This window comes from Stenotrophomonas sp. CASM106 (assembly GCF_049384825.1).
Classification (GTDB): Bacteria; Pseudomonadota; Gammaproteobacteria; order Xanthomonadales; family Xanthomonadaceae; genus Stenotrophomonas; species Stenotrophomonas muris.
In genome coordinates, this window is sequence record NZ_JBMRFS010000002.1 from 345,710 (window position 1) to 358,566 (window position 12,857).

Sequence of the window (12,857 nt, forward strand, 5' to 3'; positions counted from 1 at the left end):
GCCGGCAGGGAGACGGCGTCCATCACGATGGCTGATCGTGATGGGCGCGGATTTTCTTCCTGAACGCGCGATGGCCGATGAGGCCGCGGACACGCGCATTTCACTTCCGGTTGCCAGCCGCGGGAGGACACTTGCGCCATACCGGAACCTAGGAGATGGCCATGAAGACCTCGACCCGATTGCTTGTGCTGGGCACCCTGCTGGCGGCTTCGTCGGTGGCCGGCGCGCAGACCTATGGCCCGCGCGATGAAGGACGCCGATTCAACGATGGCAGCCGCGTGGTCTGCAAGAACGTGGAAGTGCAGCGCAACTCGCGCGATCCGAACCGCATCGCCGGTACGGCCACTGGCGCGGTGATCGGCGGCCTGCTGGGCAACCAGGTGGGCGGCGGCAATGGCAAGAAGCTCGCTACCGTGGCCGGTGCTGTTGCCGGTGGTGCGGCGGGCCGCCAGATCCAGGGCAACAGCCAGCAGAAGAACGGCGACCGCGTGGTCGAGCGCCGCTGCGAACGCGTCTATCGCTGATCGATCGCCGACGGCCCCCGTTTTTCCCCTTCCACATCGCAGTACTCGAACGCCGGCCTCGCGCCGGCGTTCTTCATTGCAGGAAAAGGGGACGGAGGGGATTAAGTCGCAATCCCCCCCAACCGGCCGCTTACGACTTAATCCCCTCCGTCCCCTTTTTTGCGAGGAGGCGCCAGGTGGCGAGGCTGCCGTAGAGCAGCAGCAGGACGGTGAGGGTGATCAGTTCGTGGCTGACTTCGGCCAGGCTGGCGTCCATCTGGTTCAGGCGCACCATCAGGTTGATGCCGGAGGTGGTCGGCAGCAGCTGCGCCAGCCAGACCAGGGGTTGTGGCGTCATCACCGAGGGCCACGACAGGTTGGCGAGGAAGAACAGCGGGATCGAGGTGGCGATGATGTACTGGAAGGCGCGTTCGCGGGTGCGGAAGAAGCTGCCGACGAACAGGCCGAAGGCCACCGTCGCCGCGATGAACAGCGTGCCACCCAGCAGCTGGCCCAGCGGGTTGCCTCCGCGTGGATAGTCCTGCACCCAGGCAGTGAACCCGGCATACCAGAACAGACCGAACAGGCCGATCAGGCCGAAGCCCAGTGCCATGCCGGCCAGGGTCGGCAGGTCGAAGCGCAGGCGCCGGCCGAGCGCGAGGCGGCGGCCGCCGAGCAGGACGCCGATGCCCATCAGCAGCGTCTGGTGCACGATCAGCTCGGCCACGCCGGGAACGATGGCGCTGCCATAGCCTTCCTGCGTGTTGTACAGGGGGCGCTGCACAAGCGTGACCGGTGGTGCCTGCGGTGCGCCCATGAAGGCGGCCTGGCCGACCACGGCATCACGCCCGAACGCACCCAGCGCGTCAGCCACGCTGCCCAGCACCCAGCTGGCGCGTCCCAGGTAGGCACCGTTGCCAAGCAGTACCAGCTTGGCCGGGTGGCCGCGCAGGATGTCGCGCTCCAGATTGGCCGGGATCACGACGATCCCCTCGGCATGGCCGGCTTCCAGCTGCCGGCGTGCGCTGTCGACGTCCGCGGGTTGACCGACCACGCGCGCAACGCGCAGTGCGTCGAGCTTTCGCAGCAGCTCGCGGCTGGTCGCGCTGTGGTCTTCGTCCACCACCAGCACCGGCAGGTTGCCGGCCACCTGGTGCCGGTAGGCGGCTGGATAGAAGAACGAGTACAGGATCACCGCCCCGACCATCACCACGATCGCGTAGCGGTCGCAGAGCACTGCCATCAGGGTCTGCCGCAGGCTGCGCCAGAGTGCGCTCATGCGTCGGCCCCTGCGGGTTGTGCGGCGGCAGGTGTGCGCGCGAAGGCGATCAGGCGCAGGCCGCCAATGCCACCTGCCACCACCGCCATCAGCAGCAATGTGGCCAGCGGCCACACCGAAACCTGCAGCGGCGAACCGATGAACTGCTGCTGGGTCTGCAGCTTGATGTAGGCGCTGAGTGGCAGCAGTTGATGCCAGATGCGGGTGAACAGAGGGCCGTCCAGCACCGGGAAGGTGGCGCTGGAGAAGGCCAACGCGGTGCCGATGCTGAGGCCGACTGCGGACAGCGCGGTACCCATGTCGCGGGTGACGCCGACGAAGAACAACGCGTAGGCGGCCGTGGCCAGGTAGAACAGTGGCTGTGCGAGCAGCAGCAGGAGCACGCTGCCGGCCACGCCGTCACCGCGCAGCCAGGCCAGGTAACCGATGCCGAGCGCGCCATACAGCGAGAACAGCAGGATGTACGGCGCGACCTTGCCGGCAATCGCCGCCCACGGCGCGCGGCCCAGCCAAGCGGGCAGGGTGCCGTCGCGGATCTCGCGGCCAAGGCTGCCGGCCACTGCAAGTGCCAGTACCAGCGACAATACCGCCGGGAAGATCAACGGCAGCAGGAACAGCTCGTAGCTGCGTGCCGGGTTGTAGAGGATGTCCGACTGCACCGCGATGGGTGCCGCGCGCAGCTTGCCCGGGCCGACCTGCAGGCCGATGCGCTCGCGCAGCAGGCGCGCGTTCCATGCGGAAACCGCGTCGCCGATGTCGCGCGACGCCGACTGGCCGGTGGTCATGTAGGTGGCGTTGTAATAGGCAAACACCGTGCCCTGGCGCCCACGCAGCGCCTGCCGGGTGACATCGCGCGGCACCAGTACGATGGCGAACACATCCAGCCGACGCAGCTGCGAACGTGCGTCTTCCAGGTCCACCGGCTGGCTGGCGACGCGCACGCCGGGACTGGCGTCGAGCATGCGCAGCAGCAGGCGGCTGTCACTGCTGTGGTCGAGGTCGACCACGGCGATCGGGATATCGCGCATCACCGAGGGCGTGAACATCCATGCCATCACCGCCAGCATCAGCAGCGGCAGCAGGGTGACCAGCATCAGGTCGGCGCGGTTGCTGCGCAGCGACTGCAGCTCGCGCCGCCAGCTGGCGGCGAAGCCGCCGCGGCCGGGGCTCAGTGCTGGGGCCATGCGAACAGCACGCTCATGCCGGGGCGGAAGCCCTCGATGCGGCGTACCGGGCGCACCCGCACCTCGAAGCTGCGGACGTCGTAGCCGGACGACTGGCGGGTGGTACGCCAGGTTGCATAGTCGCCGGCCGGATTGATGAAGTAGACCTCGAATTCGCCGTCCAGGCCGAGCGCCGGCACGCTGCCCTGCAGCTTGCTGCCGACCTTCAGGCCCTGCATCTGCGATTCGCGCAGGTTCATGGCGACCCACATGCGGTCGATGTCGACCAGGGTGAACACCGGGTAGCCGGCCGGCACCAGTTCGCCCGGGTCGGCCATGCGCTTGTTGATTTCGCCGGCGACCGGCGCGCGCCCTTCCACTTCGACACGCGCTGCGTTGACCTCGGCCACCGCGCCCTGTGCCTGTTGCACCTGGCCCTGCGCGGCACGCTTGTCCTGCTCGCGCGCGCCGGCCAGGGCCATGTCGTACTGCGCGCGCGCGGCACGGGCCAGTTCACGCGAACTGGTGGCCTGGGCATGCGCTTCATCACGCTTCTGCCGGGTCATCACCCCTTCGTTGAACAGGTTCTGCACGCGCTGGTAAGTGGCTTCAGCCAGCGCCGCACCGGCTTCGGCCCGCTTCCAGTTCGCTTCGGCGGCGCGGATGTCTTCGCTGCGCGCGCCTTCGTCGGCCTTGTCGGCCACTGCCTGTGCGGCGGCCAAAGCGCCGTGCGCCTGCTGTTCCTTGGCGGCCACTTCGGGGCTGTCGAGCAGGAACAGCACCTGCCCGGCCTGCACGCGGTCGCCCTCGCGCACCTTCAGTTCGGCCACGCGCGCGGTGATCTTGGCGGCCACGTTGATCGTGTCCGCATCGGCCATGCCCTGGATCTGGTCGGCCGGGCTGCGCCAGGCCAGCCACAGGCCGAGCACCACCACGACCAGCAGCACCACTACCAGGATCGGTCCCAACCGGCGCTTGCCCGGGGGCGTCGTCGCATCGTCGTGCAGCACATCACTCATGGTCGATCACCTCGTCCGCCCGCCGCCGGAACTCTTCGAAACGGTCCATCTGTCCACTGATCTCCAGCAACTGTGCCAGCGCAATATCGTATTGGTAGGCGGCCTGTGCGCGCTCGACGCGGGCGCCACCCAGGCCGAGCCGCGCGTCGATCACATCCAGCGAAGTCGCCTGGCCTTCGCGGAACGCCAGCTCCTGCAGGCGCAGGTTTTCCTGTGCCTGGGCGATGCTGCTGTCGAGCAGCACGTACTGCTGGCGTGCGGTTTCCAGCTCGTTCCAGGCCTTGCGCACACCCAGCGCGACCTGGTTCTCGGCCTCGCGCAGGCCCGCTTCGGCCTGGTCCTGCTGCGCACGCGCGGCGCTGATCTGCGCCGGCCGCGAGTTCGGCGACAGGAAGGTGTACTTCAGGCCGATGCCGAACGCCCAGTCCGGATCGGTCAGCATCTCGTCGCGGCGACGGAAGTCGTACTGGCCGAAGGCGAAGATCTGTGGCTTCAGCTTGGCCTGCTGCACGCGCACGCCCTGTTCGGCCTGCGCCACCATCGCCCGCAGGCGCGCGATCTGCGGCTGCCGCGCCTGCGCGGTGCGTTCGAAGCTGGCCACCGGTTCCAGTGGCACGCGCTGCACGAACAGCGGCGACACCGGCTGCACCTCGCCGCCACTGCGCAGCAGCGTGGCCAGTGCGGCCTTCAGCGTGGCCAGGTCGTTCACTGTCTTCTGGTATTCGCGCTCGGCCTTGTCGCGGGCCACGGTGGCCTGCAGGCGCTGCGCGCGGGTGGCGAAGCCCTCGCGCTCCAGCTTCTCTGCGTCGGACAGGTGGCGGTTGAGGCCATCGCGCACATCGCGGCGCACGTCCACCGCCTGCTCGGCCAGGCGCTGGCCGAAATAGGCCTGGGCCAGCTGTACGGTCAGCGATTGGCGTTGTGCTTCGCGCTCGGCACTGGCCTGTTCGTGGGCGGCACTGGCGGCACGTTGCGCGGCCGGAATCACGCCGCCGGTGTACAGCGGCAGCACTGCAGTCACCACCGGGCGGGTACGCCAGTCGCGTTCGGTGAACGACAGCGGCGAGTCGATGCCAAAGGCCTCGGCCACCGGAGCCAGCGAACCCAGGGGCAGGGTGAGCGTCTTCTGGAACTGCAGCCGGCGCACTTCGCCGGTGATCTCCGGCAGGCGCAGCAGGCGGGTCGCGTCCTGCAGGTCCTGCTTGTTGCGCACGGCGGCGTCGGCAGCGGCCAACGCATCGGAGACCTGCTCCAGGCGTTGCCGTGCCTGTTCCCAGTCCAATGCCGGTGCGTTGCTGGTGGGCTGCGCGGCGGCAGCGAATGGCAGGCAGGCTGCCAGCGCCAGCGCGGCCTTCGCGCGGTGCATCCTTGTACGTCGGCCGATCACGCCCATGCCGTCCCAGTAGTGAAGAAGTGCGCAAACGGTAGTGCGTGCAGCGTGAAGCCCGGGTCTGCGATCATCGGTTTGTCCTCAACGAAGGGTGCCTCTGGCCGCAGTGCGCAGCGCCTGGGTGATGTGCTGCAGCGTGCTTGAGCGCACGGCGGCATGCTGCCAGTACAGCGGCACATCGAGCCAGCGGCGGGGTTCCAGTACCACCACGCGGCCGGCGCGCACGGCGGGCGCGACCAGGGTTTCCGGGGCCATGCCCCAGCCGAGTCCGCACGCGGCGGCTTCGACGAAACCGGTGGAGGAGGGCAGGTAGTGTAGCGGCGGCTGCAGCCGCGCGCGGGTCAGGCGCCGCACGAAGCGCCACTGCAGTTCATCTTTGCGGTTGAACACCAGCATCGGTGCGTGCGCCAGGGTTGCGGCCTGCATGCCATCGCGGAAGTACTGGCGGGCGAAGCCGGGCGAGGCGATGGCGTGGTAGCGCATCGCGCCGAGCGGGTGCGCGTTGCATCCCTTCACCGGTTGGCTTTCGGCGGTGACCGCGCCGAGCACGCTGCCATCGCGCAGCAGCTGCAGGGTGTGGTCCTGGTCGTCCATGCGCAGGTCGAACAGATAGCCGTGGCGCTGGTGCAGGTCGGCGATGGCCGGCACGAACCAGGTATCAAGCGAGTCATCGTTGACCGCCAGCGGGATCGGCCTGCGCGCAGCGTCGCTGCCACGCTCGGGTAGCAGCTCGGCCAATGCCTCGGCCTCCAGCGCCTGCATCGGTCGCACCCGGCGCAGCAGCGCTTCACCCGCGGCAGTCGGCCGGCAGGGTGCCTGGCGCACCACCAGTACCTGCCCGAGCCTGTCCTCCAGGGCCCTGATCCGCTGCGACAGTGCTGACGGGCTGATCGACAGGCGGCGTGCCGCAGCCTCGAAGCTGCCTTCCTCCAGCACCGCGGCAAACGCGGCCAGTTGCGGGTGTACCAGGTCCATGCCGGTGCCTCTTCAGTTTTCCTGCACAGGATAAAGAAAAATCAGTTTGTCTAATCAAGGCGGTTGGCGGCACCCTGCGCGTCCCCTCGCTGCCTGGCCTGTCCCGATGTGGATTGCCGCTACCGCCGCCGGCTTGTTCGCAGGTGCCGGCCTGATCATCGCCATCGGCGCGCAGAATGCCTTCGTGCTGCGCCAGGGCCTGCAGCAGCGCAATGTAGGGAGGGTAGTGCTGGCCTGCGCCGGCGCGGATATCGCGCTGATCCTTGCTGGCGTTGGCGGCATGGGCGCGCTGGTGCTGCAGTGGCCGCTGCTGCTGCAGGTGCTGCGCTTCGGTGGTGCGGCCTTCCTGTTCTGGTATGGCCTGCGGGCGGGGCTGCGCGCGTGGCGCGGTGGCAGTGCCCTGGCCGCCGCCGAGGCGCAGGGCGGCAGCGGACGGCAGGTACTGCTGACCTGCCTGGCGTTCACGCTGCTCAACCCGCACGTCTATCTGGATACGGTGGTGCTGCTGGGCAGTCTGTCCACGCGCTACCCCGGTGACCTGCGCTGGGCGTTCGCCGCCGGTGCCTGCGCCGCCAGCGTGGCCTGGTTCTGCACGCTGGGCTATGGCGCGCGCCTGTTGCAGCCGGTGTTCCGCAGGCCGGGCGCCTGGCGGGTGCTGGATGCCGCCGTGGCGGTCTTCATGTCCTGCCTCGCCACGCTGCTGCTGTTGCGCCCGCTCTAGGCCGCGTCCACCGCGCACTGCGCGGTTTCGCCGGGGCGCAGGGTCAGCACGCGCACGCCGCTGCGGGTGACCGCCACGGTGTGCTCGAACTGCGCCGACAGCTTGCCGTCGCGGGTGTAGACCGGCCATTGGTCCGGCTGCTGACGGATGGCCGGCTTGCCCTGGTTGAGCATCGGCTCGATGGTGAACACCATGCCTTCTTCCAGCACCATGCCGGTGTTGGGATGGCCGTAATGCAGGATCTGCGGTTCCTCGTGCATCTGCTGGCCGATGCCATGGCCGCAGTATTCCTTCACCACGCTGTAGCCGTGGCTGCGCGCGTGGCGGGCGATGGCGTGGCCGATATCGCCCAGGCGCGCTCCCGGGCGCACCGCAGCGATGCCCTTCCACATCGCCTGGTAGGTGGCCTGCACCAGCCTGCGCGCGGCGTAGTCGACCTCACCGACCAGGTAGGTGGTGCTGGAGTCGGCGATGTAGCCGTTCTTCTCCAGGGTGATGTCGAGGTTGACGATCTGGCCGCTGCGCAGCACGTCGGCGGTGCTGGGAACGCCGTGGCAGACCACGTTGTCGATCGAGGTGTTGAGCACATACGGGAAGCCGTACTGGCCCTTGCTGGCCGGCCGCGCCTGCAGCTCATCGACGATCATGCGCTCGACGAAGTCGTTGATCTCCATCGTGCTGCGTCCCTGCAGCGGCAGCTGGTCGAGCGCGGCGAACACCTGCGCCAGCAGGCGCCCGGATTCGGCCAGCAACGCGATTTCGTGCGGCTGCTTGATCATCGTCATGTCAGGCCCGCCCGGGCGCCAGCGCCTGCGGCTGCACCCCGGCTGCCCGCAGTTCGCTGGCGACGATGTCCTGGAAGCTCAGCGTGGGGTTCATCTCGCACAGCATGCCGACCCGGATCCAGAAGGTGGCCTGGGCGTTGATCGAACGGCTGGAGACGGTGCAGGCACGGCGCAGCTGGTCGTGCAGGGTGTCATCGATGTTGACGATGCCCATGGGCGGTCCTGGCGGAATGGATATACGAAGCATATATGTTCCGTATATCCGCCTCAAGCCCGCGTCGTTCAGTCCACGTGGGTGGCAAAGCGCAGTCGGTTGCCGTCCGGGTCACGCAGGAGCATCTCGCGGCTGCCCCATCCGGTGTCGTGCGGTGGCTGCTCGATCGGTACGTTGGCGGCACTGAAGGCGCGGTGCAGGGCGTCGACGTCTTCAACGATGAAGTACACCGCGCCGCCGACCTCGCAGTCGCCGCTGTGTTCGGTGAGGAAGATCGTCTGGCCGTCGCGGGTGAGCTGGGCGAACAGCGGGAAGCCGGGTTCGAAGCGGTGTTCCCAGTCGACCACGAAACCCAGCCCCTGCACGTAGAACGGCAGGGTGGTGTCGGCATGGCGCATGCGCAGTTGCGGGATGACGGTCTGGGGCATCGCGAGGCTCCGGGGCGGGAGTCCAGTGTAGTGCCGGCCGCTGGCCGGCATCCCGGCGAGCCTGGGAACGATGAGGTTGCCGGCCAGCGGCCGGCACTACCGAAGCCACGCCGGCCAGCGGCCGGCACGACCGGCGCGGTCAGCAGGCGGTCGGCACGGCGGCCATCGCCGCCAGCAGTTCGCGATTCACCTGCTGGTGCCGTGCCTGCCACACCGGCAGATCCTCGGCGCTGACGTCAGGTTGGCCGTCCAGCGACGACAGCCAGCGCTTGAAGCGGCTCTGGTAGTTGGCCAGCGACACTTCGCCGGTGATGTCGCTGCCGACCAGGCCGCCGGCGCGCAGCGCTTCGATCACCACCAGTGCGTGTTCCAGCTGGAAGCGGCCCTGGTCCCAGTTGCTGCGGGCGACGTCCTCGGCGAACACATCCTTGTCGATCGACAGGTAGGTCGGTTGCGGCGACTTGGCCTGCTCGGCGGCGAACGCGGCAACCAGTGCCTCCGGGTGCTCGAACCGTCGGAATGCACGGCCGCTGCCGAGGCGGTGGCCCCAGCCCACGTCCACATCCATGCACCAGTAAGTCAGGCGCCCGCCCATCAGCGGGCGCCAATGGTTCTCCCAGGCGTGGCCCAGGCCGATGTCACTGGAGGTGATGCCGAGCACATGGATGTGCGAGATCTGCGGCAGCTTGCTGGCCGCGTTCACCCACGACCCGCAGTGCATGCCGAACGGGAAACGCATGTTGTCCGGATGGTTGTCCAGCACCACCAGCTGGAACGGCTGGTGCGCGCGCATGCGACGCAGCAGCGGCAGGCTGAGGTGGTGGAAGTCGCCACTGCCGAGCATCACCGTGCCGAGCTGGGCCGGCAGCGGTGCCAGCACTTCAGCGGCGAAACGGTCCAGGGTTGAAGTGCTGCAGGCGAAGCGCAGCGGATCGTGCCACTGCGGCAGCGCCAGGGTCTGCGCCTGTGGCAGCGGCAGTACGCCACCGTCCAGGTCCAGGATCAGCGGAAAACGCGCCGACATCGTTCAACCGCCTCCATCAGGTTCGCCCTGCAGGTACGGTGCCAGCTTGCGCAGGGCAGCGCGCAGCAGCGGGGAGCGGGCGTGGATCGCGTGCCGGGTGGAGGTGAAGCGGGCGCCCAGCTCGGCCTTGATCCGCGAGTCGGTCCAGCCGGCCACGTAGTGGCTCAGGCCGTGCTGCAGCGCGTACTCGAGGTTGTGCATCCAGCTGACCGCGTACAGGTTGTGCTCGCGTGATTGCGGGTAGGCCAGGCCGATGTACTTGTCCACCAGCTTTCCGGCGTGGATGTAGCACAGGTTCCAGCCGATCAGCAGACCCTGGTGGCGGTACAGGAACATCCGTCCCTGGCCCTGGCTGTCGGCCAGCAGGTATTGGAAGTAGGCCACGTCGAGCTGGTCGAAATGCACCGCGCTCTGCGCGAACACGCCCAGGTACAGCGCGTACAGTTCGGCCTGCAGTTGCGGGTTGGCGAGGGCCGGATCGCCGGTGGCGATGCAGTCGATCTGCAGGCCATCGCGCGAGCGCAGCTTGCGCCGGATGTTCTTGCGGCGCGAGGACGACAGGCGTCCGAGATAGCCATCGATCGAATCGAAATCGATCGCCACCCAAGCCAGCGGCATGCCTTCCAGTTCGACGAAACCGCGTGCCAGCAGCGCCTGCAGGAAGGCGCTACTGTGTGCATTGGCCGCGTCGTCCAGCAGCGGCGAATCGATTGCCAGGTCCTTGACCACCAGCAGCCGGGAATCGCCGATCGCGTGACGCGTCACGTCCTCGGCCAATGCCTCTGGTGCGACGTGCGCGGGCAACGGGCTGTACTCGGTGCTGGTGGCACCGACGAAGCGGGTCTTCCAGGTGATCCAGGGCCGCCACAGGCGCGACAGCGGCAAGCCAAGCAGCTTGCCGCGCAGGTCGTCGTCCATCGTGGTGGTCAGGTCGAGCGGCGCACGGAAGGTCGGCAGGCCGCTGGGAAGCAGGCCTGCCTCGAATCCAAGCGGCGGGTGGGCCAGGAAGCCCTCCAGCAGCGCGGCCGGTTCCAGCGCGGTGCTGGATGCGCGTGACGTCATCTCCATCGGCACGGGAACCGGCAGCGCATCGACCTCAGCCCTTGGCCTTGGTCAGCGCCTGGTCGAGCAGGGTGATCGCCAGGTCGATCTCTTCGTAGCTGATGTCCAGCGACGGCGCGAAGGTGATCACGTTCTTGTACCAGCCACCCACGTCGAGCACGAGGCCCATGCGCTTGCCGTCGTGCAGGAGGTCACCGGCCAGGCCGATGTCGACCATGCGGTCCAGCAGTTCCTTGTTGGGGGTGTAGCCGTCGGTCTGGCAGATCTCGGCGCGCAGGGCCAGGCCCAGGCCGTCGACGTCGCCGATCTCCGGGTGACGCTTCTGCAGGCCACGCAGGCCGTCCAGGAAGTACGCGCCCTTCTCCGGCACGGTGCGCTCGTAATCCATTTCCTTGCCCAGCTTCAGCACTTCCAGGCCGAGGCGGGTGCCCAGCGGATTGGAGTTGAAGGTGGAGTGGGTGGAGCCCGGCGGGAACACGGTCGGGTTGATCAGTTCTTCGCGCGCCCACAGGCCCGACAGCGGGTTCAGGCCGTTGGTCAGCGCCTTGCCGAACACCAGCACGTCCGGGGTAACGCCGAAGTGCTCGATCGACCACAGCTTGCCGGTGCGCCAGAAACCCATCTGGATTTCATCGACGACCATCAGGATGCCGTACTTGTCCAGCACGCGCTTGAGGCCAGTGAAGAAGTTGCGCGGCGGGATGACGTAGCCGCCGGTGCCCTGGATCGGCTCGACGTAGAACGCGGCGTACTCGGCCTGGCCGACCTTGGGATCCCACACGCCGTTGTACTCGCTTTCGAACAGGCGCTCGAACTGCCACACGCAGTGGTCGGAGTACTCGTCCGGGGTCATGCCCTTCGGGCGACGGAACGGGTACGGGAACGGGATGAACATCGCGCGCTCGCCGAAGTGGCCGTAGCGGCGGCGGTAGCGGTAGCTGGAGGTGATCGACGAGGCACCCAGGGTGCGGCCGTGGTAGCCGCCCTCGAAGGCGAACATCAGGCTCTTGCCGCCGCGCGCGTTGCGCACGATCTTCAGCGAATCTTCAATGGCCTGCGCGCCGCCGACGTTGAAGTGCACGCGGCCGTCGAGGCCGAACTTCTGGTGCATGTCCACGGCAATGGTCTTGGCCAGCTGCACGCGGGTCGGGTGCAGGTACTGGCTGGCGACCTGCGGCAGGGTGTCGATCTGGTCCTTCAGCGCGTCGTTCAGGCGCTTGTTGCTGTAGCCGAAGTTGCAGGCCGAGTACCACATCTGCAGGTCGAGGTAGGGCACGCCCGCACCGTCGAACATGTAGCTTCCTTCGCCGCGCTGGAAGATCTTCGGCGGGTCGACGTAGTGGACGGTGTCGCCGAAGGAGCTGTAGCGGGCTTCGTCGGCCAGCAGCTGCGCGTCGGAGGCAGCCGCGTCGGCGTTCTTGTCAAAAATGTTCATGCAGTTCGGTTCCGTGAAGGACGTTCGAAAGGGGTGACGGGGGAGCGCGCCTGGAAGGGAGTGCTCAGGCGGTGGCCAGCAGCAGGGGCAGTGCGGCGGGCTGCGGGCTGGCGTCGAGGCGACGTGGCTGCAGCAGGCTGCCATCGAGCAAGCGCGGCAACAGTGCGATTGCATCGTGGAAGGTATCGATGGCGGCATGCTCGATGCCGGCCTTCGTGCAATGGGTGATCAGGCGGCGCTTGGCGAACACGAAGTCGGCATCTTCGGAGACGCAGAAATCCGAGCTGCCATCGCCGATCATCAGCACGCGTGGTGCTTCGTCGGCACGCGCCTGCGCGGCGCAGGTGCACTTGCAGGTACCACTGCGGCATCCTTCGGCCTGGTAGGGCGACTCCAGTTCCCAATGGTCTTCGCACCAGCGCAGGTGGTTGGCCACCACCGGCAGTCGCGACAGGCCGTGGTTGGCGAGGATGCGGTGGATCGCATAGTCCAGCCCGTCGCTGACGATGCGCAGCGGCACGCCCAGCTGTTCGGCGCGGCTGACAAAGGCGGCGAAGCCCGGATCGATCTGCACCTGGTCCAGGTGCGCGTCGAGCGTGGCCGGGTCCAGCTTCAGCAGCCGCACCTGGCCCTGCATGCATTCACGCGAGCCGATCTTTCCCGCCTTCCACTGGTCTTCCAGTTGCTGCCAGCCCGGCTGGCCGTACTTCTCCAGCAGCGAGTCGATGACATCTTCGAGGCTGATGGTGCCATCGAAGTCACACAGGATGCTCCAGTGCATGGGCAGGTCCGTCGATGAAAGAAACGTCCGGCACGATGCCGGGGCAGGCTCAATGTAGGCAGGCAGCCTTTCTCGTTC

At 67.9% G+C, this 12,857-nt stretch carries 14 protein-coding genes; 2 read left to right on the plus strand and 12 right to left on the minus strand.

The features are described 5' to 3' along the window. Positions 1-155 precede the first annotated feature (155 nt). Positions 156-524: a glycine zipper 2TM domain-containing protein gene (locus tag VG556_RS05350; RefSeq protein ID WP_014646414.1), complete on the plus strand. Its 369-nt coding sequence runs from the start codon at positions 156-158 to the stop codon at positions 522-524. A 130-nt stretch (positions 525-654) separates the two neighbouring features. On the opposite strand, the gene VG556_RS05355 is transcribed toward VG556_RS05350, so the two are convergent. The 5 genes from VG556_RS05355 to VG556_RS05375 form a co-directional block, all read right to left on the minus strand. Beyond that, positions 655-1,782 (minus strand): ABC transporter permease, encoded by a 1,128-nt coding sequence (locus VG556_RS05355; RefSeq protein ID WP_014646415.1) that lies wholly within the window; start codon positions 1,780-1,782, stop codon positions 655-657. Continuing rightward, positions 1,779-2,966 (minus strand): ABC transporter permease, encoded by a 1,188-nt coding sequence (locus tag VG556_RS05360; protein WP_100449647.1) that lies wholly within the window; start codon positions 2,964-2,966, stop codon positions 1,779-1,781. Before VG556_RS05360 ends, VG556_RS05355 begins: the two co-directional genes overlap by 4 nt. Further along, positions 2,951-3,964, minus strand: coding sequence for an HlyD family secretion protein (locus tag VG556_RS05365; RefSeq protein ID WP_046429613.1), 1,014 nt, complete (start codon positions 3,962-3,964; stop codon positions 2,951-2,953). Before VG556_RS05365 ends, VG556_RS05360 begins: the two co-directional genes overlap by 16 nt. Then, entirely contained in the window at positions 3,957-5,357 is a 1,401-nt protein-coding gene (locus VG556_RS05370; protein WP_014646418.1) for a TolC family protein, read from the minus strand. Before VG556_RS05370 ends, VG556_RS05365 begins: the two co-directional genes overlap by 8 nt. Before the next feature lie 78 nt (positions 5,358-5,435). After that, positions 5,436-6,329, minus strand: coding sequence for a LysR family transcriptional regulator ArgP (locus VG556_RS05375; RefSeq protein WP_100449648.1), 894 nt, complete (start codon positions 6,327-6,329; stop codon positions 5,436-5,438). A 106-nt stretch (positions 6,330-6,435) separates the two neighbouring features. On the opposite strand from VG556_RS05375, the gene VG556_RS05380 reads away from it, so the two are divergent. After that, a complete protein-coding gene (locus tag VG556_RS05380; RefSeq protein ID WP_032958042.1) occupies positions 6,436-7,050 on the plus strand; it encodes a LysE/ArgO family amino acid transporter in 615 nt (204 codons plus the stop codon). Here VG556_RS05380 and map read toward each other — a convergent pair. From map to VG556_RS05415, 7 genes are all read right to left on the minus strand, one after another. Continuing rightward, on the minus strand, positions 7,047-7,829 hold the full coding sequence (gene map / locus VG556_RS05385; protein WP_202909963.1) for a type I methionyl aminopeptidase: 783 nt from the start codon (positions 7,827-7,829) through the stop codon (positions 7,047-7,049). The genes VG556_RS05380 and map overlap by 4 nt on opposite strands. 7 nt (positions 7,830-7,836) lie before the next feature. Then, a complete protein-coding gene (locus VG556_RS05390) occupies positions 7,837-8,049 on the minus strand; it encodes a ParD-like family protein (protein ID WP_014646422.1) in 213 nt (70 codons plus the stop codon). Between the two features lie 68 nt (positions 8,050-8,117). Beyond that, positions 8,118-8,477, minus strand: a complete 360-nt coding sequence (locus VG556_RS05395) for a bleomycin resistance protein (RefSeq protein ID WP_014646423.1) — start codon at positions 8,475-8,477, stop codon at positions 8,118-8,120. A gap of 139 nt (positions 8,478-8,616) precedes the next feature. Then, positions 8,617-9,501, minus strand: coding sequence for an arginase family protein (locus VG556_RS05400; RefSeq protein WP_049419411.1), 885 nt, complete (start codon positions 9,499-9,501; stop codon positions 8,617-8,619). Positions 9,502-9,504: 3 nt separating this feature from the next. After that, complete coding sequence (locus VG556_RS05405; RefSeq protein ID WP_100449650.1) at positions 9,505-10,569, minus strand: GNAT family N-acetyltransferase; 1,065 nt, start codon at positions 10,567-10,569, stop codon at positions 9,505-9,507. A 28-nt stretch (positions 10,570-10,597) separates the two neighbouring features. Beyond that, complete coding sequence (locus VG556_RS05410; RefSeq protein WP_014646426.1) at positions 10,598-11,998, minus strand: aspartate aminotransferase family protein; 1,401 nt, start codon at positions 11,996-11,998, stop codon at positions 10,598-10,600. A 64-nt stretch (positions 11,999-12,062) separates the two neighbouring features. Beyond that, a complete protein-coding gene (locus VG556_RS05415) occupies positions 12,063-12,779 on the minus strand; it encodes an MtnX-like HAD-IB family phosphatase (RefSeq protein WP_014646427.1) in 717 nt (238 codons plus the stop codon). Positions 12,780-12,857: the final 78 nt, after the last annotated feature.

Coding starts and splice junctions, on each gene's coding strand:
- VG556_RS05350 (WP_014646414.1), top strand. CDS start 156: ATGGCCATGAAGACCTCGACCCGATTGCTTGTGCTGGGCACCCTGCTG.
- VG556_RS05355 (WP_014646415.1), bottom strand. CDS start 1,782: ATGAGCGCACTCTGGCGCAGCCTGCGGCAGACCCTGATGGCAGTGCTC.
- VG556_RS05360 (WP_100449647.1), bottom strand. CDS start 2,966: ATGGCCCCAGCACTGAGCCCCGGCCGCGGCGGCTTCGCCGCCAGCTGG.
- VG556_RS05365 (WP_046429613.1), bottom strand. CDS start 3,964: ATGAGTGATGTGCTGCACGACGATGCGACGACGCCCCCGGGCAAGCGC.
- VG556_RS05370 (WP_014646418.1), bottom strand. CDS start 5,357: ATGGGCGTGATCGGCCGACGTACAAGGATGCACCGCGCGAAGGCCGCG.
- VG556_RS05375 (WP_100449648.1), bottom strand. CDS start 6,329: ATGGACCTGGTACACCCGCAACTGGCCGCGTTTGCCGCGGTGCTGGAG.
- VG556_RS05380 (WP_032958042.1), top strand. CDS start 6,436: ATGTGGATTGCCGCTACCGCCGCCGGCTTGTTCGCAGGTGCCGGCCTG.
- map (WP_202909963.1), bottom strand. CDS start 7,829: ATGATCAAGCAGCCGCACGAAATCGCGTTGCTGGCCGAATCCGGGCGC.
- VG556_RS05390 (WP_014646422.1), bottom strand. CDS start 8,049: ATGGGCATCGTCAACATCGATGACACCCTGCACGACCAGCTGCGCCGT.
- VG556_RS05395 (WP_014646423.1), bottom strand. CDS start 8,477: ATGCCCCAGACCGTCATCCCGCAACTGCGCATGCGCCATGCCGACACC.
- VG556_RS05400 (WP_049419411.1), bottom strand. CDS start 9,501: ATGTCGGCGCGTTTTCCGCTGATCCTGGACCTGGACGGTGGCGTACTG.
- VG556_RS05405 (WP_100449650.1), bottom strand. CDS start 10,569: ATGGAGATGACGTCACGCGCATCCAGCACCGCGCTGGAACCGGCCGCG.
- VG556_RS05410 (WP_014646426.1), bottom strand. CDS start 11,998: ATGAACATTTTTGACAAGAACGCCGACGCGGCTGCCTCCGACGCGCAG.
- VG556_RS05415 (WP_014646427.1), bottom strand. CDS start 12,779: ATGCACTGGAGCATCCTGTGTGACTTCGATGGCACCATCAGCCTCGAA.